20 protein-coding genes and 2 tRNA genes are annotated in these 26335 nt (G+C 63.3%); 13 read left to right on the top strand and 9 right to left on the bottom strand.

All coding sequences use genetic code 11. The features are described from left to right. Positions 1 to 24: 24 nt before the first annotated feature. Positions 25 to 1044, bottom strand: a complete 1020-nt coding sequence (gene waaF / locus LK542_RS02020; RefSeq protein ID WP_227810606.1) for a lipopolysaccharide heptosyltransferase II — start codon at positions 1042 to 1044, stop codon at positions 25 to 27. A 31-nt stretch (positions 1045 to 1075) separates the two neighbouring features. Further along, the gene (locus LK542_RS02015; protein ID WP_227810605.1) at positions 1076 to 2689 is read right to left on the bottom strand and encodes an ABC-F family ATP-binding cassette domain-containing protein; all 1614 of its coding nucleotides are present in this window, start codon (positions 2687 to 2689) and stop codon (positions 1076 to 1078) included. Positions 2690 to 2874: 185 nt separating this feature from the next. On the opposite strand from LK542_RS02015, the gene LK542_RS02010 reads away from it, so the two are divergent. Next, entirely contained in the window at positions 2875 to 3258 is a 384-nt protein-coding gene (locus LK542_RS02010) for a DUF2946 domain-containing protein (RefSeq protein ID WP_227810604.1), read from the top strand. An 88-nt stretch (positions 3259 to 3346) separates the two neighbouring features. After that, entirely contained in the window at positions 3347 to 5608 is a 2262-nt protein-coding gene (locus tag LK542_RS02005) for a TonB-dependent receptor (RefSeq protein ID WP_227810603.1), read from the top strand. Positions 5609 to 5615: 7 nt separating this feature from the next. On the opposite strand, the gene LK542_RS02000 is transcribed toward LK542_RS02005, so the two are convergent. Further along, positions 5616 to 6965: a S1 family peptidase gene (locus LK542_RS02000; protein ID WP_227810602.1), complete on the bottom strand. Its 1350-nt coding sequence runs from the start codon at positions 6963 to 6965 to the stop codon at positions 5616 to 5618. A gap of 147 nt (positions 6966 to 7112) precedes the next feature. After that, positions 7113 to 7421, bottom strand: a complete 309-nt coding sequence (locus LK542_RS01995) for a hypothetical protein (RefSeq protein ID WP_227810601.1) — start codon at positions 7419 to 7421, stop codon at positions 7113 to 7115. Positions 7422 to 7688: 267 nt separating this feature from the next. On the opposite strand from LK542_RS01995, the gene LK542_RS01990 reads away from it, so the two are divergent. Beyond that, a complete protein-coding gene (locus LK542_RS01990) occupies positions 7689 to 8264 on the top strand; it encodes a PEP-CTERM sorting domain-containing protein (RefSeq protein WP_227810600.1) in 576 nt (191 codons plus the stop codon). A 323-nt stretch (positions 8265 to 8587) separates the two neighbouring features. Here LK542_RS01990 and LK542_RS01985 read toward each other — a convergent pair whose 3' ends face one another. The 3 genes from LK542_RS01985 to LK542_RS01975 all read right to left on the bottom strand — a co-directional run bounded on the left by LK542_RS01985 (position 8588) and on the right by LK542_RS01975 (position 9985). Continuing rightward, positions 8588 to 9376, bottom strand: a complete 789-nt coding sequence (locus tag LK542_RS01985; protein ID WP_227810599.1) for an HNH endonuclease — start codon at positions 9374 to 9376, stop codon at positions 8588 to 8590. A 114-nt stretch (positions 9377 to 9490) separates the two neighbouring features. Further along, a tRNA-Ser gene (locus LK542_RS01980) sits at positions 9491 to 9581 on the bottom strand. Between the two features lie 77 nt (positions 9582 to 9658). Then, positions 9659 to 9985, bottom strand: coding sequence for a helix-turn-helix domain-containing protein (locus tag LK542_RS01975; protein WP_227810598.1), 327 nt, complete (start codon positions 9983 to 9985; stop codon positions 9659 to 9661). Positions 9986 to 10065: 80 nt separating this feature from the next. Here LK542_RS01975 and LK542_RS01970 point away from each other — a divergent pair, with 80 nt between their 5' ends. The 3 genes from LK542_RS01970 (at position 10066) to LK542_RS01960 (ending at position 13587) form a co-directional block, all read left to right on the top strand. Next, entirely contained in the window at positions 10066 to 10431 is a 366-nt protein-coding gene (locus LK542_RS01970) for a VOC family protein (protein ID WP_227810597.1), read from the top strand. Positions 10432 to 10575: 144 nt separating this feature from the next. Next, a complete protein-coding gene (locus tag LK542_RS01965) occupies positions 10576 to 13260 on the top strand; it encodes a polysaccharide deacetylase family protein (RefSeq protein ID WP_227810596.1) in 2685 nt (894 codons plus the stop codon). Between the two features lie 30 nt (positions 13261 to 13290). Then, positions 13291 to 13587: a KTSC domain-containing protein gene (locus LK542_RS01960; protein ID WP_227810595.1), complete on the top strand. Its 297-nt coding sequence runs from the start codon at positions 13291 to 13293 to the stop codon at positions 13585 to 13587. Between the two features lie 63 nt (positions 13588 to 13650). Here LK542_RS01960 and acs read toward each other — a convergent pair whose 3' ends face one another. Further along, positions 13651 to 15645, bottom strand: coding sequence for an acetate--CoA ligase (gene acs / locus LK542_RS01955; RefSeq protein WP_227810594.1), 1995 nt, complete (start codon positions 15643 to 15645; stop codon positions 13651 to 13653). Between the two features lie 224 nt (positions 15646 to 15869). Here acs and LK542_RS01950 point away from each other — a divergent pair, with 224 nt between their 5' ends. The 6 genes from LK542_RS01950 to LK542_RS01925 all read left to right on the top strand — a co-directional run bounded on the left by LK542_RS01950 (position 15870) and on the right by LK542_RS01925 (position 24050). Then, positions 15870 to 16472, top strand: coding sequence for a TIGR00645 family protein (locus LK542_RS01950; protein ID WP_227810593.1), 603 nt, complete (start codon positions 15870 to 15872; stop codon positions 16470 to 16472). A gap of 21 nt (positions 16473 to 16493) precedes the next feature. After that, a complete protein-coding gene (locus LK542_RS01945) occupies positions 16494 to 18029 on the top strand; it encodes a fumarate hydratase (RefSeq protein ID WP_227810592.1) in 1536 nt (511 codons plus the stop codon). Between the two features lie 51 nt (positions 18030 to 18080). Further along, on the top strand, positions 18081 to 18947 hold the full coding sequence (murI, locus tag LK542_RS01940; protein ID WP_227810591.1) for a glutamate racemase: 867 nt from the start codon (positions 18081 to 18083) through the stop codon (positions 18945 to 18947). Between the two features lie 73 nt (positions 18948 to 19020). Continuing rightward, positions 19021 to 19096, top strand: a tRNA-His gene (locus tag LK542_RS01935). A 1180-nt stretch (positions 19097 to 20276) separates the two neighbouring features. Beyond that, positions 20277 to 21497 carry a glycoside hydrolase family 88 protein gene (locus tag LK542_RS01930; RefSeq protein ID WP_227810590.1) on the top strand — a complete coding sequence of 407 codons (1221 nt, stop codon included), beginning with the start codon at positions 20277 to 20279 and terminating at the stop codon, positions 21495 to 21497. A 27-nt stretch (positions 21498 to 21524) separates the two neighbouring features. Further along, complete coding sequence (locus LK542_RS01925) at positions 21525 to 24050, top strand: TonB-dependent receptor (RefSeq protein ID WP_227810589.1); 2526 nt, start codon at positions 21525 to 21527, stop codon at positions 24048 to 24050. 223 nt (positions 24051 to 24273) lie between these two features. On the opposite strand, the gene LK542_RS01920 is transcribed toward LK542_RS01925, so the two are convergent. Next, positions 24274 to 25098: an NAD(P)-dependent oxidoreductase gene (locus LK542_RS01920; protein ID WP_227810588.1), complete on the bottom strand. Its 825-nt coding sequence runs from the start codon at positions 25096 to 25098 to the stop codon at positions 24274 to 24276. A 180-nt stretch (positions 25099 to 25278) separates the two neighbouring features. Here LK542_RS01920 and LK542_RS01915 point away from each other — a divergent pair, with 180 nt between their 5' ends. Then, entirely contained in the window at positions 25279 to 26274 is a 996-nt protein-coding gene (locus tag LK542_RS01915; RefSeq protein WP_227810587.1) for a LacI family DNA-binding transcriptional regulator, read from the top strand. Positions 26275 to 26335: the final 61 nt, after the last annotated feature.

Below are 26335 nucleotides of genomic sequence, written 5' to 3'. Positions count from 1 at the left end.
TTTCTAACCTCGTATCTTGTTCGTTCAGGCTGCGGCCAACACCGGCTGCAGCGGTTGCCATACATCGTTAGGCAGGATCTGTTTCATGCAGTTCTGGTGCCCCAGCGGGCACTCGCGCTGCTGGCAGGGCGAGCACTCGATGTGCAGCCACAGCACCTTGGCCAGTTCCGACAGGGGCGGCGTGTGGCGCGGGTCGGTCGGGCCGTAGATCGCCACCACCGGGCGGCGCAGCGCGGCGCCGATGTGCATCAGGCCGGAATCGTTGGTCACCACCACCGCCGCGCGCGCGATCAGCGCGATCGCTTCGCTCAGCGAGGTAGTACCGGCCAGGTTGTGCGCCTGCGGCACGATGGCCGTGATCTCGTCGCACACGGCGCGGTCCTTCGGGGAGCCGAGCAGCAGGATCTGCGCATCCGGACGATTCGCGAGGATGGTCTGCGCCAGCTCGGCGAAGTAGGCGGCGGGCCAGCGCTTGGCCGGGCCGAACTCGGCCCCGGGGGCAAAGGCGACATAGGTCCCGGCCGGCAGCTTCAAGCGCGCAACCGCCGCATCGGCTTCTTCCGATGCCACCGCCATCTCCGGCTCGGGCAGCCTGTCGGGACGCGGCAGGTCGCGCACCGGCTCGTCCGCCAGCGCGGCGTAGAACTGCGCCATCGGGCGCGGCGCCGCCTTGTCGTCGTGGTGCATCACGTTGACCAGGCCGTAGCGCATCTCGCCCTTGTAGCCGACCCGGCGCGGGATACCCGCCAGCCAGGGGATCAGCGCGAACTTGAGCGTGTTGGGCAGCACATAGGATTCGGCATAGCGCCCTGTGAGCATTTTCGCAAAGGCCTTACGCTCCTTCCACTGGAGCGAGCCATGCTTGAAGGGCGACTCGATGAGGGTGTCCACTTCGCGCATGGCGCGCCACACCGGCGCAACCCAGCCAGGGGCCACCACGTCGATCGGGCGCTCCGGATATTTCTGCTTCAGGCGGCGCAGCAACGGCTGCGCCATGACGGCGTCACCGATCCAGTTAGGGGAAATGACAAGCGTGCGCGACATGTTCTTCGTGTTCCTGCAATGGGATCCGCGATTATAGCAACCGCTGCCGCCAGCCGCCCGGGCCGGCTTCCAGTAAATGGGTCAGCTTGACGCGCTCCAGGAAGACCGCGTCGTGCGACACGACCACCAGCGCGCCGGCGTACCCGTTCAGCATCTCCTCTAGTGCTTCGAGCGCGGCCAGGTCGAGGTGGTTCCCCGGCTCGTCCAGCAGGAGCAGGCGCGCGGGCGGATCGGCATACAGCGCGCAGGCCAGCGCCGCCTTCAGGCGCTCGCCACCGCTCAGCTCTCCGGTGGCCTGGGCCACCCGCTGCGCGTCCAGTCCGAGCTGGGCCAGGTAAGTACGCAGGCGGTCCTGGGGCGTGCTGCGGTTGCGCTCCAACAGCTGTTCGATCGTGCTGCGCGCCGGGTCGAGCAGGGACAGGCGCTGGTCGAGCCAGGCGCAGGCCGGGTCGCGCCGCACCTGCCCTTCAAGGGGCGCCAGCGCGCCGGCGATCACCTTCAGCAGCGTCGACTTGCCGCTGCCGTTGGGACCAATGATGCCGATGCGCTGCTGGCCGCCGACGACCAGGCTGATGCGCCGCAGGGCCGGCGCCACGAAAGGCAGCTCCACCTCATCCAGTTCGAGTACGCGGCGCTGTGCGGCGGCGCTGACCCCATTGGCGTGCACCCGCACGGCGCTGTCCTCGCGCAGCGCCTGGGCCGCCTCGCGCACGCGCTCCTGGTGCTGGCGGCGCGCCTCGTCGTGCTGCTGGCGCAGGCGTCCGGTGCTGTTCTCGCTCCGTTCTTTTTGCCGTCCCAGCAGGATCTTCGCCTGGTTCGCCGCTTTGCCTTCGCTGGCTCCTCTCGCCTGGCGACGCTGCTGACGCTCGTGCTGCTCGCGCATGGCACGCTCGTCGCGCTGCATGGCCTGACGTGCGTGTTCGAGCTCGCGCAGGGCCCCGGCCTGCTCGGCGGCGCGCGCCTCTTCGTAGAACCCGTAGTTGCCGCCATAGCTGCGCAGGCCCTGCGGCGACAGCTCGATGATGCGTTCCATCTGCCCCAGCAGGGCGCGGTCATGGCTGATCACGATCAGCCCGCCGCGCCAGTCGCGCAGCTGCTCCGCCAGCGCCGCGCGGCTCGGGGCGTCGAGATGGTTGGTGGGCTCGTCCAGGATCAGGAAGGCGGCGCCGGAGAGCATCGCGCCCAGCAGCGCCACGCGCATCGCTTCGCCGCCGCTCAGCTGCTGCGCCGGCGTGGCGGCATCGAGGTGCGCCAGGCCGGCCTGGTCGAGGGCATGGCGCAGGCGCGCCGGCAGGTCCCAGCGCTCACCGACCAGTTCGAAATCAGCCGCGTCAAAGCTGCCGGCTTCGACGCGCGCCAGGGCGTCGAGTACCTCCTGCAGGCCGGCCAATGCGGCGACGGTTGTTGCGTCTATCTGGTCAAGCTGCTGCGACAGATAGAACACGGTGCCGGAGCGGATGCAGCGGCCGGAAGACGGCGCAAGCTCACCCGCCAGCAGGCGCGCCAGCACGCTTTTGCCGACGCCGTTGCGGCCCACCAGGCCGGTGTAGCGCGTGTCGAACTGTTCGCTGAGATCGGACAGCAGGGTCTTGCCGTCGGGAAGCGTAAAGGATGCGCTGTCGAGCGCAAGGTGAGGATGCGTCATGAGACCTCCATGGATGCCGGTTGCTCCCTGCTTTCGCGGGAAGGTGGGAGTACTGGCCGTCACGTAGACGGCGGCATCAATGGCGCATCGGGCGTTACCTCGCAAATTGGAATGTGCTTGGATGATATCAAATATCCACCAGGCAGGCGAGCGCGGCCTGCGCGGCCGCTCGTTATAATGATGGCATGTTCCGCTCATCGACAAGACAGGCCCTGCGTACATGGATCGCCCTTGTGGCCTTCGTGTTCAGCCTGTTCGCCCCGAGCCTGTCGCATGCCTTCGCGCCGCAGCAGTCGATGCCAATGAGCGAAGTCTGTACCGCGGCCGGCATGATGATGATGCCGATGGCAGATAGCGCGGACCAGCATGCCGGCAGCGCGAAAGGCATGACGCATTGCGACCTGTGCTGCTCGCACCATGCGCCTGTCGTGCTGCCCGCGCCGCCCCTGCTGCCCCTGACGCTTGCCGGCGCGCGCGACACCTATCCGCCCCTCTTCTACCAGTCCCCTTCCCCGCAGTTCGCGTGGACGCCGGCGCAGTCACGCGCCCCGCCCGCCAGCTTCTTCTAACCGCTCAATTGGCACCGGCGCCTGGCGCCGGAACGATCGCTATCGCGCGTGACGCCACACGTGTCCCGTCACGCGCCAAGGAAACGCAATGAAGAAGCTCGCACTTACCCTGCTGGCCGCCGCCACGCAGGCTGCGTCCGCGCAGGCACAGGATGGTCCCATCAAGCAGCTGGGTACCGTTACCATTACCGGCAGCCGCCCCACCTCGCTGCCGGTCCAGATCCCGACCACCATCGAAGGCATCACGGGGGCGCAGATCGAACGCACGATCAACGCCCTTGACTCGGAAGACGCGCTGAAGTACCTGCCAAGCCTCCTGGTGCGCAAGCGCTACATCGGCGACTACAACCACGCCGTGCTGTCCACGCGCGCCTCCGGCACCGGCAACAGCGCGCGCTCGATGGTGTACGCGGATGGCATTTTGCTGTCGAACTACCTGGGCAACGGCGCCACGTTTGCCCCGCGCTGGGGCATGGTCACGCCGGAGGAGATCGAGCGCGTGGACGTGCTGTACGGCCCCTTCTCGGCAGCCTACGGCGGCAACTCGGTCGGCGCCGTGGTCGACTACGTCACGCGCATGCCGACGACATTCGAGGCGCACGCCAAGTTTGGTTTTACCCACCAGCCTTTTGAGCTGTACGGCACCCGCGAGCGCTACCAGGGCAAGCAGGCCAGCGTCTCGCTCGGTGACCGCAGCGGCCGCTGGTCCTGGTTCATCGACGTCAACCGCGCCGACAACGAAGGCCAGCCGCTGACCTTCCCCACCCGCTATCTCGACGCCGGCGCCGCGCCGGGCGGCGTGCCGGTGATTGGTGCCGTGGTCGGCCGCGATCGCACGAACCGCGCCTGGTACCTGCTCGGCGCCGGCACCCAGTACCGCACCGTGCAGGACCACCTGAAGGCCAAGATCGCCTACCAGCTCACGCCCACCGTGCGCGCCAGCTACACGCTTGGCCTGTGGCAGAACGATTCCGAAGGCCGCCCCACGTCCTACCTGCGCGACCGTGCCGGCCAGCCGGTGTACAGCGGCCGCATCGACATCGGCGGCAAGGGCTATACCCTGGGCGCCACCGATTTCAATGCCTCGAACGAAGACCTGCGCCACCTGATGCACGGCCTGTCTCTGAAGAGCCACAGCAAAGGCGTCTTCGACTGGGAACTGGCCGCGAGCCTGGTTGACTACGACGAAGACACGCTGCGCGCCCCGACCAGCGCGCTGCCCGCTGCCCTGAACGGCGGGCCGGGAAGGATCGTCGACATGGCGGGCACTGGCTGGACGACCTTCGCCGCCAAGGGCATCTGGCGTCCGCAAGGCGCGCACGTGGCGGAATTCGGCTACCAGCGCGAAGCCTACAAGCTGGCCAGCATCGAACACGCGACCGCCAACTGGATCGATGGCGTGCCCGGCGCGCGCAACCAGGCCTTCTCGGGCCGCACCGAGATCCAGGCGCTGTGGGCCCAGGACACCTGGAAGTTCGCCCCGGGCTGGAAGACCGTACTGGGCCTGCGCGTCGAGCACTGGCGCGCGCACGATGGACGCACGTCGAACGCCGCTACCTCGGTGGCGCACGGAGAAAGGCGCGGCACCTGGATCTCGCCGAAAGCGGCGCTGGCCTGGCAGGCCACCTCGGACTGGGTGCTGAAGGCTTCGGCCGGGCGCGCGGTGCGCATGCCTACCGTGTCCGAGCTGTACCAGGGCGGCATCAGCGGCAGCGGCACCCTGATCAATAACGATCCGGGTCTGGAGCCGGAGCGTTCGTGGACGGGAGAGCTGAGCGCCGAGCGCAGCCTGGAAAAAGGCCTGCTACGCCTGACGGCCTTCGGCGAGCGCACGAGCGATGCGCTGTACTCGCAGACCAACGTGCTGGTGACGCCAAACGTGACGAACGTGCAGAACGTGGGCCGGATCGAGACCAAGGGACTGGAGCTGGCATACAACGCGAGCGACGTCGCGGTGAATGGCCTCGACCTGCAGTCGAGCCTCACCTGGACCGACTCGGAAATCACACGCAACGACAAGTTCCCGGCCAGCGTCGGCAAGTGGCAGCCGCGCATCCCGCGCTGGCGCGCAACCAGCGTGGCCACCTGGCGCGCGAGCGATCGCCTGGCCGCTACGCTGGCGGCGCGCTATTCGGGGCGGCAGTTCTCGACGCTCGACAACTCGGACCCGAACGGCTTCGCCTACCAGGGCGCGAGTCGCTATTTCACGGTGGACGCGCGCGTGCACTGGAAGCTGGCGAAACAGTGGAGCGTGGCGCTCGGGGTGGATAACCTGAACAACTACCAGTACTGGAACTTCCACCCCTACTCGCAGCGCACCTGGGTGCTGGAGGCGCGCTACGACCTGTAGGCAGGCGTCACGCCTCGCTGGCGTCGAGCTCCGGCAGCGGGATCCCGTGCAGCGCATTGCGCCAGCTGTTGCCGATGTTCCCGCACACCAGGCGGCAGAAGGATGCCGCCTGCTGCTGCAGCTGGCGCTGGTGGTTCGCCTGCAAGAACTTCCCCAGCGCCTCGTACAGGTCCCACATCACCTCTTCGGTGTCGTGGGCGCCGAGCTTCATCGGGATCACGGTGTCCGGATCCAGCATCGCTTCGCGCAGCGCTTCGATCATCTCCGGCACCGGCATCTTGCGCCACATGGCCGCCAGGCGCGGCACGTGGTGGAAGATGTGACGGAAGTAGATGCGGTTGTGGGCGTATGCGTCCCAGTAGGCCTTGCCGCGTTGGGTGCTGCTCAGAAAAGCTTCGAAGCGGCCCAGCAAGGTCTCGCTTGAGGCGCGTACCGGGTCGCTCGCGGTGAGCACGCTCACGCCGAAGGTTTCCAGGATGCGGTCGATGGGCGTGGCCACGCCGATCCGGTTCGCATCCGGCGCCTTGCCCCACAACAGGCCGGTGACCAGGTTGTGGTCCTCGTCGATGCGGTGCACGATGGCCGAACCCGAATCGCCATGGTCGACGAATTCGTCGCCGCGGCCGTCGATGAACAGCATGTCCTGGAACTGCTCGAGGTTGGCGGCCACGCCGCTGTAGTGGATCGCCACCACGCTGCCGTGGGTCAGGCCGGTGGAGGCGCCGCGCTTGGCGATCGGGTACGGCAGGTCCTGGCGGCCGATGTCATGGGTGCCGCTGATGGCGCCGATCTCGCGGATGTAGGCCAGGCCGGCGTCGTAGTAATAGTCCAGGCTCGCGATCGCGGCATCCATCTGCGAGCAGTCCTGCACCTCGGTCGTGCTGCCGATCTCGTCGCACTTCACTTTGGCCGGCTGGTACACGGTGGTGCCGGCCTCGCCCAGCACGTGGGCGGCCGACAGCGCATGGCAGCTGCCGTCGGGCTTCCGGACGATGCAGCCGAGGGTGCCGAAGGAATAGCCGGCACTGAGCTTGGTGCCGCCGACGAGCGGGCGGTATTTGCTGTTGTCCTCGTACATGGCGCGCCGTTCGGACTGGGCGTCGCAGCGGATGATGGGCGCGTGTTCGATCACGTCCGTCATGAAGCCGTCCACTTCAAGCGGAATCTGTTCGTCAGGCGGGATCGTGGCCAGCGGTCGCTTGCGCGTTAGGTGGACACAGATCGCAAGCTGGTCGGTCGGCTTGCCGTCAACGCGCTTCACACCGATGCTGGTGCCGTGCACGCCGGGAATCGTCATGGCGGTGGCGTGGAAGTACTCCTTCGCCTGTTTCATCTGCTCGAATTTTGGATCATCCATCGTTCCTCTCCCCCTCGAAAGTCACGTCGCAGTAAATTATTATTCTGATACGAAAGTATCAATTTAGCACTAACTTATGGATGAGTCATCGGATATTTACATAGGGGACCGACAGTGGTGGCGTAATTCGCACGGCCAAGAAAGTGGTTACTTTTCGGCAGCTTCCTTGAAGACGAGGCAGGTATGAAACCCGGTCGTGGCCGTGCTGATCACCTGAGAACCATTGCCGGCTTCGCAGCAGAAGCAATAGAGCAGCACCGTGCAGCACAGGTACGACTCGCGTTCGCGCGCGCCGCTGCGAACAGGGCCGTTGTGAAGCAGCGGGTCCTGTGCTTGCGCTTCGATTTTTGCAAGCGCCTCGGCCACGCAATAGTTATCAACTTCAATACTTTGAATGGCGATTACGCTTCTGTTGATCAAATGGGTCTTTGGTTCACCACCAGAGTTCATTTTCATATGGGTTCAACGTGGGTAGCGAGCAACAGCACCAAGGCTGTGCTTGTACGTCGCAATGGCGGATCAGCACTGGTTCCTGTGCCCCAGTGTGAACTCGTCCCATCAACGAAAGGAGCGAAACATACAATTTTTGTCGGAAACTTTGACAGCCTTGGGGCATTAATCCGTTATGGTACCTAAGAACCCTTTACAAACAAGCATTTGCAAGCCGGAAATTCACAGGCCCGAAAATTGCATGTGAGATAAGCCGATAACTAAGGAGTTCTTATGAAACGTCTTTTCGCCACACTAGCTTTGCTCAGCGCGTTTATCCCATCAGTTTGCTTAGCCAACATCGTGTACCAGTGGCAGGTGCAAAATGATCTGCCACCGCAGTACATTCAATTGCGCTTGGACTTTGCACAAGAGGTCTACGACCAAGGCTCATTTAGCTTCCATCAGGCGCCTCGCGGTCCGATCCTCCCGGATTCCGGTCTGATCTCGTTCTTCTATACGTTCCCAGCCAACCTTTCGCCGATGGACTACTATCCCAGGCTGCAGCCATTCCGTTTTGGCTTGGGCGCGCTGGACATGGAAGTAAAGTTCGAGGCCAATGGCTTGCTGAGTGGCTGGATACGCGCCAATGATCAACATAGCAGCTTTGAAATGCGTTCCCGTAGAGAACTGTGGGAAGTGATCGCCGCAGAATCCGATCAGTCGATGCCCAACTGTGGATGGACGACCAACGTCAAGTGCCAGGGAGCGCTGGGCAAAATGGTATTGACTGACATCCCTGAACCTGGCTCGATCGCGCTGATTGCGGCCGGTTTTGCCGTGTTTGGCATCCGCCGACGTTCGAAGTAGACTTAGTGCCTTACCATGCGAATGGCTACGAGGTCCAGATGCCAGAAGCGTGCCATTCCCAAAGATCCGGTTGAATTCATGGAAGACTTTGAAGAGTGGTTTATGGATGTCATTTCTTCAGGTACGTCGGCCCGAGCTTGCCCGCCACACCGACAAAAGTCTTGCCACTCTTGAACGAGCGCTGCTTTTTCGCTCCGATGTTCTTCCGGCATGGCGGGCGAATCCTAGAACTTTGGCGAGACCTGGCTGTCAACGATGTCCTGGACATGGCTGGAGACACCGAGCCCAGCTGCCAACAAGTAGCCCGTACGTAGGCCGTGGTTCTAAATCTTCGAACTTGTCTCGGCAAGTTTGGTATGCGCGAGGTCCCATTGTTGTGCCAGCGCTGCTACTGATGGCCACTGTGCCAAATCCAGTGGAAGCATCAGAGGGGCTTCGTTAAGGTCTCGGTATGTCGAGTCCGTAATTTCGGGGCTTACCCATACAGTCCGAGTCTCTGGCTCCACTGCGATCAGGCTCAAGTCCCACAGGGTGTGAATGTCTGCACGAAGCAGGAGCCCGTTCGTAATGGAGTTCGTTTCAGGTCCCAGGTAGGGCGTGATGTGAGCGGCCTCTAACAGAGGTGCAACTGAACAGCCAGTAATCGCACAGTACCCGCCATAGGCGTCGATCAGCGCCTTCCTGAACTTCTGCTGCCCTCGTCGCTGTACGATTTCGCGCAACACTCGCTTGCGTGCGTCGTCCTGGTTTTTCGGATCAAACGGTTCACCAAACGCGGACTCGATTTGCGCTACCTGCTCGCGGTGCGGCCCGTACTCCACATGGCTCTTTTTAGGAAGCGAGTTGCTGGCTTGCAGGTACTTTTGATAGTTGCTGAGCGCAGCGGCATACATCCCATTACCGGTTGCATTCCGATCAAGGAATTCTGGGGTTTGCCTTAACTTTTCAGAAACGGCGATGAACTCTAACAGGTCTGGGATCTCGGCAATCGGCTTCGTCGTAAGTCCATGCATTCGAGCCCAGGTGCTCAATCGTCCCTTGATCGCCCCTTGGTAACTGTTGGCCGATTTTTCCGAGAGCCCGGTCGATTTCATCCATTCGATAAAGTCCATAATGCTTGCTCAAGAGATATTGAACAAGCAAGATAACATCGAACTGAATAGCGCATATCAAATCTATAGCGCAAAAATGCAAAGGGCCGCTTGAAAGCGGCCCTTATAAATGCTTGGCGGAGAGAGGGGGATTCGAACCCCCGATAGGCTATGAACCTATACACGCTTTCCAGGCGTGCGACTTAAACCACTCATCCATCTCTCCTGATGGGGTCTCGTGTGTCCACGAAGCCGCCTATTATAGCAAGTATTCTCTTCTGTACAAGACCGTTCTGACTCGCGTCATGCCTTCGCCTCCGTCGGCCAGCGCCGACGCCACGGCCGCAGCACCTGGCGCACCGGGTTCACCTGGGTGCCGACGTCCTCTTCCCCGACCAGGCCGCGCCGCTTCAGGTGGCGCAGCGCCACCTGCACCGCCGACTTCGACAGCCCCGTCTTGACCGCGATCGTCTGCAGGCTCGCCGGCACCTGGTCGCGGCCGAGCGCCTGGGCGCTGGTGAGCAGGTAGAGATAGACGACAAAGGCGGCGGGACGGCGGTCGTGGCCGACGAGGTCGGGCATCAGGACTTCGAACACGTAGGCGTCGAGCGGGCACTGGCGGGTAGTCATGAATACTATAGTGTTAAACGTTACATACAGCCGCGAGTCTGCCACGATAATGCTCGCCACGACAACCACTGCCACCCACCATGATCACCCAACTGAAATTCGTCAGCATCGCCGTTTCTGACCAGGACCGCGCCCTCGCCTTCTACACCGACAAGCTCGGCTTCGAGATCTCGACCGACCAGCCAATGGGCCCGGGCAAGCGCTGGATCGAGCTGCGCATCGCCTCGTCCGGCACGCGCGTCGTCCTGTTTACCATGGACGGCCAGGAAGACCGCATCGGCAGCTTCTTCAACGGCGCTTTCGCCTGCGATAACGTCGAAGCCACCTACCGCCAGCTGAGCCAGCGCGGCGTCGAGTTCGTCGAGCCGCCGACCGTGCAGCCCTGGGGCTCGTTCGCGAAGTTCCGCGACCCGGACGGCAATACCTTCGTGCTGTCGTCTTCCTGATACAGCCACTAAGCACTGCGCATAAAAATGCCGCCAAATGGCGGCATTGTCGTTTCCTGGGGATGGGCTAGTGGTTTTCCTCAACCGGCGCCCGCAGCCCGGTGGTATTGTTGCCGGATAATAACTTTTTACTACCCGCCCGCCGTGAAACGCAAAGTCCTGTATTACGTCGTCTTTACCGTCGCAGCCGCGGGCGCCGCCGCCGGCAGCTGGATCGTCAGCCTCAAGTCGCCGTCTCAAGCGGCCGCCAGCGCGCCCGCCGCCGGCCCGAGGATGGATGTCAGCGCCATCTCGGCCGACATGCAAACCATGCTGGCGTCCTACCGCAAGATCATCGTGCTGACCCAGGACGAAGCCGGCCTGTCCGCCGATGAACGGGCCCAGGCCAACCGGGTTGGCCAGCAGCTCTTCCACGAGAACCAGGAACGGGTCAGCAAGGTCGAAACCGCCCTCGCCCAGCTGCTTGCCTCGAACAATCTGGCGCGTTTCGAAGCGCTCGGCTCCCTGCTCGACTATGTGGAGTCGGGCGAAGGCCTGTACGACGCCGACCGCCTGGCCTTCCGCGAGCTGATGCAGTCCCTGCTGGCCTTGGTGGCCAAGGATTCCTCGCTGCCGGCGATCAAGCTGCACAAGCGCATTTCGGAAGACCTCGACGCGCTGGCCGAGATCGAGCGCAACTATGAGAAGGAAATCCGCGCCGTGTTCGGTCGCTTCGAGTCGCGCTCGATCGAGCTCAAGCGCGAGAAGTGGAGCAGCTACGTCGCCTACCTGAAGACCCTGTACCAGCGCGAGCGCATCCTCAAGGAATACGGCGTCATCACGCCCTACCCGGCCAAGGCCGAGCCGCCGGCGCAAGCTTCACAGCCAGCGCAGGCCGGTGTGGAGGAAGGCGAGATCTTCGGCAAGACGCTGCCGAAGAAGACCGTGGTGCTGACTTTCGATGACGGCCCGCATCGCCGCTACAGCGAAGAAATCGCGGCCATCCTGAAGCAGTACAACGCGCCGGCGATCTTCTTCAGCGTCGGCCGCAACATCGGTTCGCTCGACGCCCAGGGTAAAGCCAAGCTGAACGGCGGCGCGGACGTGATGCGGCGCCTGAAGCAGTCCGGCTACGTGCTGGCCAACCATAGTTTCTCGCACGCCCAGCTCTCGAAACAAACGGGCGACGGCCTGAAGGCCGAGATCCTCAATACCGACGCGCTGCTCAAGGCGGTGGATCCGCAGCGATCGAGCCTGTTCCGCTTCCCCTACGGCGCGCGCAACCGCGAAGGCTTGCAGGCGCTCGAGAACGCGCACCTGAAGTCGGTGATGTGGAACATCGATTCGCTCGACTGGGCGGACCCAGTGCCCTCCTCCATTGCCGACCGCGTGCTGCGCACCGTCGACAAGGAAGGCCGCGGCATCATCCTGTTCCACGACATCCACGAGCGCACCGTCAAGGCGCTGCCCGCGATCCTGGACCGGCTGGTCGCCGAGGGCTACCAGTTCGCCGGCTGGGATGGCAAGCGCTTCAAGGTGGACGGCGGCGCAGCGCCCGCGCCGGTGCAGCGCACGGCCGCGACCGGCTACGCCAATTCCTGGGCGATCGTGGTCGGCATCGACAAGTACCAGAAATGGCCGCAGCTGCAATATGCGGTGCGTGATGCCGAAGGGGTTGGACAGGTATTGGTACAGAAGTTCGGCTTCGCACCAGAGCGCGTGATCACGCTCAAGAACGAACAGGCGACTCGCAACAACATCCTGGCCGCCTTCCACGACAAGCTCGCGCACGGCAACCTGCAGCCGAACGACCGCATCTTCGTGTTCTTCGCCGGCCACGGCGCCACGCGCAAGCTCAGCTCCGGGCGCGACCTCGGCTACATCGTGCCGGTCGACGCCGACCCGAACAATCTCGCCACGGATGCGATTCCGATGACCGAGATCCAGAATATTGCGGAAAGCCTGCCGGCCAAGCATGCGCTGTTCGTGATGGACGCCTGCTACAGCGGCCTGGGCCTGACGCGCGGCGCGGCGAACGCTTCCTTCCTGCGCGATAACGCCAAGCGCCTGGGCCGCCAGATGCTGACGGCCGGCGGTACCGACCAGCTGGTATCGGATGGCGGGCCGAACGGCCATTCGGTGTTCACCTGGACCCTGCTGCAGGGGCTTGGCGGCAAGGCGGACCTGAACGGCGACAGCCTGATCACCGGCACCGAGCTGGCGGCCTATGTGGCGCCAGCGGTGTCCAGCGTGTCGCAGCAAACGCCAGCCTTCGGCAGCCTGCCGGGCTCGGAAGGCGGCGAATTCGTGTTCGAACTGCCCGAGGAAAGCGAGTTCCTGAATACCTCGACTGCCCAGCTGTCGAACGATGCGATTGCGCTGAACACCAAGCTCGATGCGCAGGCCTCGGCGCCGGCGGCTGCGGTGGTGGTGAAGGACCTGCAGGGCGGCGAAACGAAGATCGTGGCGCCGGCGGCGGTGCCGGTGTCAAGCCGCCAGAAAGCGCAGCGGGCCAACGACCAGGGGCTGCTGCTCTATAAAGAGAAGCAGTATGCGCAGGCGGAGGCGCAGTTCACCGAGGCGCTCAAGCTGCGGCCGAACTTCGCGCTGGCGGCCAACAACCTGGGCTTCGTGTTCTACAAGCAGGACAAGTTCCTCGAAGCGGCGCGCTGGTTCGAGAATGCGATCAAGATGGACCCGTCGCGGGCGATCGCCTACATGAACCTGGCCGACGCGTATGCGCGCGGCGGCGAGAAGGAAAAGGCCAAGGGGGCGTACAAGACCTACCTGGAGCTGGCGCCGACCGGCTCGCAAGCGTCTCACGCGAAGCAGCAGCTCGAGAAGCTGTAGACTGTCTTCAGGCACCGGAAGGAGAGCAAGATGGAAATGAAGAAGATCAACGCCGGCAAGCTGCGCGCGATCGGCTATGACGCTCGCGAACGCAGGCTGCGGGTGGAGTTCGACGACGGCAGCGCCATCGACTATGACGCCGTCGGCACCGAGGTCTGGCGCAAACTGTCGAGTTCCGGTTCTCCCTGGAGCTATTACCGCGACAACATCGAGGAAGAGTTCAGCGGCCGCCGCGGCCGTGCCGGGGTCGATGCGGAGAAAAAAGCCCTCGACCGCGAAGCCCTGATGAAGGCATTCGGCGGCGGTTCGGAACCGGACGGCGCATAAAAAAACGCCGCCCTGTTGTCACGGGGCGGCGTTGTCAGTATCGGACGTCAAGCGCCCGCCGGCTCAGGCCGTTTCTTTCAACTGATCCAGGATAGCCGGATTTTCCAGGGTCGAGACGTCCTGGGTGATGTTTTCGCCCTTGGCCAGCACGCGCAGCAGGCGGCGCATGATCTTGCCGGAGCGGGTCTTCGGCAGGTTGTCGCCGAAGCGGATCTCCTTCGGCTTGGCGATCGGGCCGATCTCCTTGCCAACCCAATTGCGCAGCTCGGTTGCCAATTTCTTGGCGTCTTCGCCGCTTGGCCGGGCCTGCTTGAGCACCACGAAGGCGCAGATCGCTTCGCCGGTGGTGTCGTCTGGCTTACCCACCACCGCCGCTTCCGCCACCATCGGGTGCGCCACCAGCGCCGACTCGATTTCCATCGTGCCCATGCGGTGGCCCGACACGTTCAGCACGTCGTCGATGCGGCCCGTGATGGTGAAGTACCCCGTGTCCTTGTTGCGGATCGCGCCGTCGCCGGCCAGGTAGTACTTGCCGCCCAGTTCCTCCGGGAAGTAGCTGGTGCGGAAGCGGTCCGGATTGTTCCAGATGGTGCGGATCATCGACGGCCATGGACGCTTCACGACCAGGATGCCGCCCTGCCCGTTCGGCACGTCGGCGCCGGATTCGTCCACGATCGCGGTCATGATGCCCGGCAGCGGCAGCGTGCACGAGCCTGGCACCAGCGGGGTCGCGCCCGGCAGCGGGGTGATCATGTGGCCGCCGGTCTCGGTCTGCCAGAAGGTGTCGACGATCGGGCAGCGCTCCTGGCCGACGTTCTTGTAGTACCACATCCAGGCTTCCGGATTGATCGGCTCGCCGACCGAACCCAGCAGGCGCAGGCTCGACAGGTCGAAGTTCTTCGGGTGTACCTTTTCGTCCACGTCCGAGGCCTTGATGAGCGAACGGATCGCGGTCGGCGCCGTGTAGAAAATCGAGACCTTGTGCTTGGCGATGGTTTCCCAGAAGCGCCCGGCGTGCGGATAGGTCGGCACGCCTTCGAACACGATCTGCGTGGCGCCGACGGCGGTCGGACCGTAGGTGATATAGGTGTGGCCGGTGACCCAGCCGATGTCGGCCGTGCACCAGAACACGTCGGTCGGCTTGATGTCGAAGGTCCACTTCATCGTCAGCGCGGCCCACAGCAGGTAGCCGCCGGTCGAGTGCTGGACGCCCTTCGGCGTGCCGGTCGAGCCCGAGGTGTAGAGGATGAACAGCGGGTGCTCGGCATCGACCCATTCCGGCTCGCACTCGGCCGGCTGGCTGTCGACCAGCTCGTGCAGCCAGATGTCGCGGCCCTGCTGGTAAGCGATGTCGCCACCGGTGCGCTTGTAGATGATGACGTCGCGGATGCTGTCGCAGCCGCCCATCGCCAGCGCCTCGTCGACGATGGCTTTCAGGGGCAGCGACTTGCCGCCGCGGCGCTGTTCGTCGGCGGTGATGACGGCCACGGCGCCGGCGTCGATGATGCGTTCCTGCAGCGACTTGGCCGAGAAGCCGCCGAACACCACCGAATGGGTGGCGCCGATGCGGGCGCAGGCCTGCATCGCGGCGATGCCTTCGACCGACATCGACATGTAGATGATGACGCGGTCGCCCTTCTTGATGCCGCGCGACTTGAGGCCGTTGGCAAATTTGCAGACGCGCTCGTGGAGTTCGCGGTAGGTGACGCGGGTGACGCTGCCGTCGTCCGCTTCGAAGATGATCGCGGTCTTGTCCGCGTTGCCGTTCGTGAGGTTGCGGTCGAGGCTGTTGTACGACGCGTTCAGCTGGCCATCGGCGAACCATTTGTAGAAAGGCGCGTTGGATTCGTCGAGGGTGGAGGTAAACGGTTTGTGCCAGTCGATATTTTCACGGGCCAGTCTAGCCCAGAAGCCCTCGTAGTCGCTGGCCGCCTCGGCGCACAGCTTGTCGTAGGCTTCCATGCCGGAAATCGCAGCCGTGCCGGCGAACTCGGCCGGCGGCGGGAACACGCGGTTCTCCTGCAGCGTGAATTCTTGATTGCTCTCGTTCTCGGCCATACTAGTCTCCATAGTCGTAGTAATAAGTTTTACCGGACACCTTAGGGGCGCTCGCTTACTGAGCCCTTACATGGGGTTTCTTGGCCCGCCCGCGGCTGGAGTGCCATTCTACCAACCTTGCTACCAACCTTGCATGCAAACCGGAGAAGTACGCCGCAAGGACGCGCCGGCGGGTGTAGAATGCTCGGCTGTATTTGTCCAGCTTTCCAGGAGTCAGCATCTCGATGGCGCAGTTAATTCCCCCGAACGAAGCAAAGAAGCTCACCCCACTCAATAGCCTGATCTTTGCCAGCCGCTGGCTGCAGCTGCCGCTCTACCTCGGCCTGATCCTGGCGCAGTGCGTCTACGTCTTCCATTTCTGGGTCGAGCTCAAGGACCTGATCGGCGCCGCAATGGGCAACGCCGCTTCGCTCGCCCACATCCTGGACGCCGTCACCGTGCCCGGCGCGGCCCGCCCGGTCAAGCTGACCGAGACCACCATCATGCTGGTGGTGCTCGGCCTGATCGACGTGGTGATGATCTCGAATCTGCTGATCATGGTGATCGTCGGCGGCTACGAGACCTTCGTGTCGCGCATGCACCTCGAAGGCCACCCGGACCAGCCCGAATGGCTGTCCCACGTGAACGCCTCGGTACTCAAAACCAAGCTGGCGATGGCAATCATCGGCATCTCGTCGATCCACCTGCTCAAGACCTTCATCAACGCGGCGGCGTACAACGAGAAGACCCTGCTGTTCCAGACCATCATCCACTGTGCTTTCTTGCTGTCGGCCATGGCCATCGCCTACACCGACCGCATTGTCATGACCACGCATACGAAACATTAATTCCTCCCGAACGAGAAAATTATGGCAACCGTCATCACCCAAAGCGACCTCATCGAATCGGTCGCGGCAGCCCTCCAGTACATCAGCTACTACCACCCGGCCGACTATATCCAGCACCTGGCGCGCGCGTATGAGACCGAGCAAAGCCCGGCCGCGAAGGACGCCATCGCCCAGATCCTGACCAACTCGCGCATGTGCGCCGAGGGCAAGCGTCCGATCTGCCAGGACACCGGCATCGTCAACGTGTTCCTGAAGGTCGGCATGGGCGTGCGCTTCGAAGGCTTCACCGGCACCGTGACCGACGCTGTCAACGAAGGCGTGCGCCGTGCCTACGCGTTCGAGGACAACAAGCTGCGCGCCTCGATCGTGGCCGACCCGCACTTCGAGCGCAAGAACACCAAGGACAACACCCCGGCCGTGGTCCACATGGAACTGGTCGAGGGCGACACCGTCGACGTCAAGCTGGCGGCCAAGGGCGGTGGCTCGGAGAACAAGACCAAGTTCGTCATGCTCAACCCGTCCGACTCGCTGGTCGACTGGGTCATCAAGACCGTGCCGCTGATGGGCGCCGGCTGGTGCCCGCCGGGCATGCTGGGCATCGGCATCGGCGGCACCGCCGAGAAGGCGATGCTGATGGCGAAAGAGTCGCTGATGGAAGACATCGACATGTACGAGCTGAAGCAGCGCGGCCCCTCGACGAAGCTGGAAGAGCTGCGTATCGAACTGTGCGACAAGATCAACGCACTGGGCATCGGCGCCCAGGGCCTGGGCGGTCTCACCACCGTGCTGGACGTGAAGATCAACATGTACCCGACCCACGCGGCTTCCAAGCCAGTGGCGATGATCCCGAACTGCGCCGCTACCCGCCACGCCCACTTCGTGCTGGACGGCTCGGGCCCGGCCTACATCGAACCGCCGGCGCTGTCGACCTGGCCGGACGTGCAGTGGATGCCCGACACCGAAAAATCCAAGCGCGTCGACCTGAACACCCTGACCAAGGAAGAAGTCGCGTCGTGGAAGCCGGGCCAGACCCTGCTGCTGAACGGCAAGATGCTGACCGGCCGCGACGCCGCGCACAAGCGCATCCAGGACATGCTGGCCAAGGGCGAGCAGCTGCCGGTGGACTTCACCAACCGCGTGATCTATTACGTCGGCCCGGTCGACCCGGTGGGCAGCGAAGTCGTCGGCCCGGCAGGCCCGACCACCGCGACCCGCATGGACAAGTTCACCGAGATGATGCTCGATAAAACCGGCCTGATCTCGATGATCGGCAAGGCCGAGCGCGGCCCGACCGCGATCGAAGCGATCCAGAAGCACAAGTCGGCCTACCTGATGGCGGTCGGCGGCTCGGCCTACCTGGTCTCGAAGGCGATCAAGTCGGCCAAGGTGGTCGGCTTCGAAGACCTGGGCATGGAAGCGATCTACGAGTTCGAAGTGACCGACATGCCGGTCACCGTGGCCGTCGATTCGACCGGTACCTCGGTGCACAACACCGGTCCGAAGGAATGGTCGGCCAAGATCGAGTCGCTGAAAGGCATCCCGGTCAACGCGCTCTAACGTAGGGTGGTCGGCTCTGCCGACCGCGCGTCCAACTATCTTTGCGCCGCTATGGTATCTCCTACCAACCAATATGACGCTCCCGTCGGCATTTTCGACTCGGGCGTCGGCGGCCTCTCGGTGCTGCGCCATATCCAGGCGCAGCTGCCGAACGAACACCTCCTCTACTTCGCCGACTCCGGCTTTGCCCCGTATGGCGATAAACCAGAAGACGTCGTCATCGACCGCGTTCTCGCTATTGCCGCCTTCCTGGTGGGGCGCGGCGTCAAGGCGCTGGTCGTCGCATGCAATACAGCCACCGTCGCCGCCGTACGCATCCTGCGCGAGCACTATCCCGACATGCCGATCGTCGGCGTGGAGCCTGGCCTGAAACCGGGCGCGGCGAGCACCCGCAACGGCACGGTCGGCGTGTTGGCCACCGAGCGCACCCTCGCTGGCGAAAAATTCCTGCTGTTGCGTGACCAGATCGTCGAGACGACAGGCGCGCGTTTCCTGCTGCAGCCCTGCGTGGGCCTGGCGGACCAGATCGAATTCGGCGAGCCCGGCGCCCCGGCACTTAGCGCCATGCTGGAGCGTTACATCGCCCCACTGCTGGTGCAGGGCGCCGATACGCTGGTGCTGGGCTGCACCCACTATCCGCTGGTGCAGGCGTCGATCGAGCAGGTCATTCGCCGGCATACGGACGCCAAGGTGACGCTGATCGACACGGGCGACGCCGTGGCGCGCCAGCTGGCGCGGCTGCTCGAGGCATCTAGCCTGCTGCGTGCCGGCGCTGAAGCGGCGCACCTGACCGGATTCACCAGCGCCAGCGGCACCGCCCTGTCGGCCGCTTTTGCCAGCCTGTTGGGGCAAAACCCGCCCGTGCACGAGGTCGCACTCGGCGCCACGCTGTCGAACCCGGCGGGGACGCACATTTAAACTTGCCAGTTCGGGAAGCGCTTTGTATAATCTTGTTCTGTCTCGGAAACAGCGAGACACAAGCAAGACAATGGTGGCTGTAGCTCAGTTGGTAGAGTCCAGGATTGTGATTCCTGTTGTCGTGGGTTCGAGTCCCATCAGCCACCCCAAGAATTCAGCAGTAAAACAAAGGGTTACAAGCTTTCGGCTTGTAGCCCTTTTGTCTTTTCGGGATGGATTCGCGATAGGCGGAGGCCCGCCGCCGAAAGGTCGCGGGCTTTGTGCATGCTAGACCGTTAGCTTAAGCGTCTCGCCTGGCCCGACCAACTACAGAGGAATCCCGCTATTGCAGTTGGGGCAAGCCAACACAGTCTTCTGAATGAAGGTGACTCCACACGCAATAATTCCGATTAAAAAGGCCCACCAGTTTGACAGTCCAGGAAGGCCCTTCATTCCCAAGTACAGTGAGGCCACAAAAAAAGGGATGAAGAGAGCAAGACCGACTGCCCAGGCAGCTCGATTGCTAAAGCGGCGTTCTTTGCTATGAACGCCCATTAGGCCAATGTAACCGCAGTGGAGACACGTGCACTGGAGGTGGGAATGGTACTGAGCTAGGTGTGCTCGGATGTGTTCTGGAAGAATCTGCATTTTGAGTTGTGGCGAATTATAGAGTTTTGTGTTTCCACACAGAAAGCATTCTAGCTGCTTGCTTTAGCTAGATAGTCACCAAATCTCACGCCACCTGTGCCTGCTGCCGAGCAAACTTAGTAGTGCTACATATCCTGATCCTAAGGCCCTGCGCAAATGCATTAGCAGGCAAGGTCTGGCAGTAAGCATCATCCAGCCTTGCCTGGCGCTGCGATTGGTGTCGCTGCGCCATTGTTGCCCCACCTTCATACAGATTCCCTCATGCCTAGCGAGGCTGGTCGCGCTTATCCAGAGGGCGCTCTATATCGCAGGCCTGACCTCGCCTGCCGGCACTGTCCGTCTGTCCATGTGCGAAGCCTGCCTGCCGTCGAATCAGGGCGAAGCCGACAAGCGTTCGCGTGTACAAAAACTCTCACAAAGGCGTTTGGCAAGCTTTCCACCTTCTCGTGATAGCGCATCAATGCGGATTTTGAACCTGCCCCGATTCGCAGCCAAGCAGTCCTAAAGCCTTGGCAAAACGTTTTCTCACATTGTCCTGCAGTCTCTTCATTTCCGCCGATTGATGCGTGTCCCCTCCCTGATACCTGAAGAAAAGCAGCGGCACAACAGGCTAGTTAAGCGTTTTCCTAAAATTGTTGACTTTGCTTCAATCTGTCACTAGGATTTACTCAAGCACAAAAAAATATTCTGGAGACAGTCAACATGCGGCACACCCAACCCGCCTTTTTTGCCGTCCGTACCGCGAGCATGCTGGTCGGCGGACTCCTGCTCGCCACCGCTGCAAGCGCTGCGCCGGCCGAGGAATCGAACGCCAGGCTGATCAGCCGAAGCCTCGACAGCGCCGCCAGGCAGTACAGCGGCATGCTGGCAAGCGTCCAATCCAAACCCGGATTCCCGCGCACCGTGGAAAACGGCCAGGTGAAAATCGTCGAAGTGAAGGACTGGACCGCCGGCTTCTTCCCAGGCTCGCTGTGGTACCTGTTCGAAGCCACCGGCGACAAGAAATGGCGCGCGGCGGCCGAGGACTACACCGCACGCATGGCGCCGGCCAAGTTCGACAAGACCCACCACGATCTCGGCTTCATGCTGGGCGCCAGCTACGGCAACGGCTACCGCCTGACCAAGAACCCCGCCTACCGCGATGCCATGCTGGCCGGCGCTACCACCCTGGTCACGCGCTTCAACCCGAAAGTCGGCAGCATCCAGTCGTGGGAACTGTGGAAGAACACCACCTGGGCCTTCCCTGTCATCATCGACAACATGATGAACCTGGAGCTCCTGAGCTGGGCCACCCAGGCGTCGAAAGAGCCGCGCTACCGCGAGATCGCAGTCATCCACGCCGACACCACGCTCAAGAACCACTTCCGTCCCGATCACTCGAGCTACCACCTGGTCGACTACGACCCGCAAACGGGCGCCGTGCGCGGCAAACAGACGGTGCAAGGCAATGCCGATGCGTCCTCGTGGGCGCGCGGCCAGGCCTGGGGCCTGTACGGCTACACCATGATGTACCGCGAGACGAAGAAGCCCGAGTACCTGCAGCAGGCGCACAACATCGCCGCCTTCTTCATGAACCATCCCCGCCTGCCAGCCGACAAAGTGCCCTACTGGGACTTCGACGACGCCGCGATCCCGAATGCGCCGCGCGATTCGTCGGCCGCGGCCATTGTCAGCTCGGCCCTGCTGGACCTGGCCCAGTTCTCGGATAAACAGCTGGCGCAGCGCTACCGCAGCTTCGCCGAAGCCCAGCTGCGCAGCCTCGCTTCGCCCGAGTACCTGGCGGCGCCGGGCGAAAACGGCGGCTTCCTGCTCAAGCACGCCACCGGCCACAAGCCGGCCGGGAAGGAAATCGATGTCCCGCTCAACTATGCGGACTACTACTTTCTCGAAGCACTGCTGCGCCTGAAGGCCAGCAAGAACTAGTCATTTAAAAAAACCGAGGAGACAGCGTTGAACAAGAACAGAATCGAAGGTTTTCACGTCGCGGTGAAACCGCTGGCAGCCGTGGTTGCGGTCGCCGTCGCACAATGGGCCCTGCCCGCCTATGCCCAGGAAGCGCCGGAAGCGCAGCCGGATCCGAACAGGCTGCAGCAGGTCGTGGTCACCGCCAACAAGCGCGTCGAAAAGCTCGAGAGCGTGCCGATGGCGATCTCGGTCCTCTCGGAAGAGGAACTGCAGCGTAACAACGTGCGCGAGATCGAGGACGTCATCGCCCTCACCCCCTCGCTCACCCAGGCTTCCGGCACCACCGCCGCCAACAACGCGTTGTTCATGCGGGGCATCGGCACCGTCTCGGTCGGCATCGGCGTCGAATCGGACGTCTCGGTGATCCTGGACGACATTCCGATCGCGGTGCAGTTCCAGGCCTTCCGCGACCTGGCCGACGTGGCCCGCGTCGAAGTGCTGAAAGGCCCGCAGAGCACCCTGTTCGGCAAGTCGGCGGTGGCCGGTGCGATCAACATCGTCACCAAGCCGATCAGCGGCCCGATGACCTACCGCGGTAGCGCCTATTACACCAACGACCATGAGTACCGCCTGGCGGCCTCGATGGGCGGACGCCTGACCGAGACCTTCGGCATGCGCATCGCCGCCAACAAGAGCGACATGCCGGGTAACTTCACCAACCTGACGAACGGCCAGAAGGTCAACGGTTCCTCGGGCAAGACCATGATGGCGAAGTTCAGCTGGACGCCGATCCGGAACCTCGACATCGACTTCATGCCGCAATATAACGAGCAGGAGAACACCCGCGGCGTGACCGCGGTGAATGGCTTCTACCGCACCACCGGTTCGGCCGCCGCCGGCAACCTGACCCGCGTCCCGGTCGACATCAACACCGCCTACATGAACGGCAACCCGCTGCTGCCGGCCTCCGTCGTCCTGGCGGGCATCGACCCGACCAATCCGCGCAACCGCCTGGTGCGGCGCGACTTCCCGACCGGGATCGCTTCGCGCACCCACGGGGCCGGCCTGAAGTTCTCGTACACGCTGCCGAACGATGCGACTCTGATGTCGATCTCGTCCTACCAGCGCTACAAGGCCAACGACTCGCGCGACCAGGACTTCACCGACGTCCCGACCATCGCCCGTCCCGGCGAAAGCAGGCTCACCGTCGGCAACAACCAGTTCGGCACCTACGACATCAACTCCAAGACCCAGGAATTCCGCCTGGTTTCGCCGGACAACAGCAGCCTGCGCTACGTGGCTGGCCTCTGGTGGGCACGCAACGAGATCGAGCGCCACTTCATCCGCGGCTTCTGCGTCGCGCCGACCCGCTGCGCCGCCAACTCGCCGTCGAGCCCGACCAACTACTACACCGACATCTACAACGTGAACAAGGCCGTGTTCGGCCAAGCCACCTGGGACTTCGCGCCCACCTGGACCCTGGTCGCCGGCCTGCGCCGCAACCTCGAGGAATCGGGTTTCAATTACGAGCGTAACTTCTACACCGACCAGCTGGATCGCTCTACCTTCGTGCCGGGTCCGGTCGGCGTGGACGTGTTCTCGAGCAGCGGCAACGAGGACTGGGCCACCACGGGCAAGCTGAGTATCCAGAAGCAACTGACCCCGGACGTGATGGTGTACGCCATGACCGCCACAGGCCACAAGGGCAAGGCCTACGACGTGACCAGTGGCCTGCGCGCCTCGGCGGCCTTCCCGGTCGATCCCGAAACCAGCCGCACCTTCGAGATCGGCACCAAGGCCAACCTGTTCGACAACCGCATGTCGGTGGCCGCGGTGATCTACAAGACCGACTTCAAGAACTACCAGCAGAACACCTCGTTCGTGCTGCCGAACGACCCGACCATCTACACCCAGCTGAACTCGATCCCGGAGATCGGCACCAAGGGCTTCGAGCTGGACGCCAACATGCTGCTCACCACCGGCTGGTCGGTCAACGCCTCGATGGCCTATACCCGCCCGAGCATCAAGGACTGGAAGAACGGTCCCTGCTACCAGGACAACACCAACCCGGCAATCGGCACCACTGGCCTGGGTGAAGGCGGTTCGCTGGGCGGCTGGAACCGCGCCTGCTTCCCGATCCGCGCCGGCTCCACCACCGGCATCCAGGACCTGTCGGGCGGGATCTTCCCGGGTACGCCGAAGATCAAGGTCAACATCGGCAGCAACTACGACCTGCGCTTCACCTCGATGCCCTTCCGCGCCTTCATCAACGGCAATGTGCGCTACCAGAGCGACTACCAGACCAACATCAACAACGATCCGCGTTCGGTCAACGACGGCTACACCATCGCCGACCTGGGCTTCGGCCTGCGCGAGAACAAGGACCGCTGGCGCCTGAGCTTCCGCATCAACAACCTGTTCGACAAGTTCTACATCCCGAACGCGAACGCGAGCGGCCCGAGCTTCCGCGCCGGCCCGACCTCGACCTCGCCGGGCATCAACGTCGACAGCTGGGTGCCGCCGCGTGATGTGTTCCGCTTCTACAGCGTGAAGCTGGACGTCAAATTCTGAGTTGACGGGTTTTCGTAGGGTGGGCGGTCTCCCGCCCACGCGGTCAAGAAGCAGATGCGTTACGGCAGTGCGACCGATAGCTGACCGCGTGGGCGGCAAAGCCGCCCACCCTACGGTTCTCGCAAATCACACGTTCTAAAAATTGCGGCGCCTTTCATGGAAGTGAAAGGCGCCGCAAGCTTGTGGAAAGCAGCGCCGTGCGGCGCACGGCGCGGGTGGTGGTTCAGTCCTTGTAGATCGGACCGGCCAGCACGAACGGGCCGCCCTGGTAGGTCGCGGTGGCGTCGTCCGCCGGCGGACGCGCCCCGCTCGGCGGGAAGCGGTCGGCGAATTCGCGCGAGCTGCGCTTGGCTTCGTAGCCGAGGTGGCCGGCCAGGCGGTTGTCCCACCAGCGGGTCGGGTTGTCCGAGACGCCGAAGGTGATGGTGTGGCCGACGCGCGGCGTGAACAGCGCGCAGCGCACCAGCTCGACCAGGTCGTCGTGGGCGAGGAAGGTGGTCATCATGCGCGCGTTGCGCGGTTCCTCGAAGGAGGAGCCGATGCGCAGGCAGACGGTCTCGATGCCGAAGCGGTCGTAGTAGTAGCGCGACAGGGCTTCGCCGAAGCACTTGGACACGCCGTAGATGCAGTCCGGACGCAGCGGCGCGCTGGCGTCGATCACCTGGGTGGTCGGGTAGTAGCCGACCACGTGGCTGGAACTGGCGTAGATGACGCGCTTGACGCCCTGCTTGTGGACGGCTTCGTACAGGTGGTGCAGGCCCACGATGTTGGCCTGCACGATGTCGTCGATCGGCTGCTCGACCGAAACGCCGCCGAAGTGCAGCACCGCGTCGACGTCTTCGAGCAGCGCGAGCACGGCGTTACGGTCGGCGAGGTCGCAGCGCACCACTTCTTCGCCCTCGTCGGCCGGGGGGATGACCTTGACGTCGCTGAGGCGGACGACGTCGGCCCAGGGCTTGATGCGCTCGCGCAGCATGGTACCAAGGCCGCCTCCGGCGCCGGTCAGCAGCAGACGGTGGAAGGGCTTGCGCGGTGTCGCTTCATTCATGGATGGTGCTCCAGTGTGTTAAGTTAAACGTTTAACTTAAGTATAGCCGAATCCGCGCATGCGTCAATGCCGAACCCGCCGCTTTTGCACTCCGGGATATTCGATCTTCCCCCGGCGCCGGCTGGTTTCCTGCCCGGCGCTGCATGTTAAGATGCTCTGTCAAATAACGATTACCCGATCATGAAAAGTTCCGCGCCAACCATCCGCGACGTCGCCGCAGCCGCCCAGGTGTCCACCGCCACCGTGTCCAAGTACATCAACGGTGCACAGCGCTTCTCGCCCAAGGTCGAGGCGGCGCTGGATGCGGCGATTGCCAGCCTGGGCTACCGGTCCAATCCGCTGGCCAAGTCGATGATCACCGGGCGCACCAATACCATCGGGCTGTCGGTGCTGGACGTGACCAACCCCCACTTCAGCAGCATCCTGAAAGGCGCCAACCGGGTCGCGCACGACCACGAGTATTCGGTGGTGCTGGTCGATACCGAAGAAACGCCCAGCCGCGAGCGCCGCACCCTGGAAGACCTGAGCCGGCGCGTGGACGGCATGATCGTGTTCTCGCGCCTGCGCGAGCACGAGATGGCCTGGATGGCCGAGATCGACAAACCGCTCGTGTTCTTCGGGTCGCTCAATGAACTGTCGATTCCGACCGTGGCGAGCGACGACCATGGCGGCGCCTTCCTGCTGGCCCAGCACCTGCGCATGCTCGGCCATCGGCGCATCGCCTACCTCGGCTTTTCGAAGTCGCGCCGCGACGAGGAGCGCCTCGGCGGCATCCGCGAATGCCTGGACGGGAGCGGGATCGAGCTCACCGTGTTCGACGGCGAGACCCCGTCGATGGCCGAGGGGGAGCGCATGTGCTCGGCCATCGTCCTGCAAGCGAAGCGTCCCGACGCGGTGATCTGCTATAACGACCTGATGGCGCTCGGCTTCATGAAGGAAGCCGCCAATCTCGGTCTGTCGATTCCGCGCGACCTGTCGGTGGTCGGCTTCGACAACATCCCCTACGGGAAGTACGTGACGCCGGCGCTCACCACGGTCGACCTGCAGAGCGAACGCATGGGCGCCACCGCCATGAGCAAGCTGCTGCAAGTGATTCGCGGCGAACAGGTCGAGAAACTGACCAAGGTCGCCCCCCAGCTGGTGCTGCGCGCGTCTACCCAGGCGCGTCAGGCCTGATACAAAATCCGGCCCTGCAATACTTTACATTCCGGAAGCGTTCGCCTATATTTAGGAAAAC

Source organism: Massilia sp. IC2-477, assembly GCF_020707265.1.
Classification (GTDB): Bacteria; Pseudomonadota; Gammaproteobacteria; order Burkholderiales; family Burkholderiaceae_D; genus Telluria.
The sequence above is the reverse complement of the archived record's forward strand: the minus strand, read 5'-3'. Positions and strand labels throughout refer to the sequence as shown.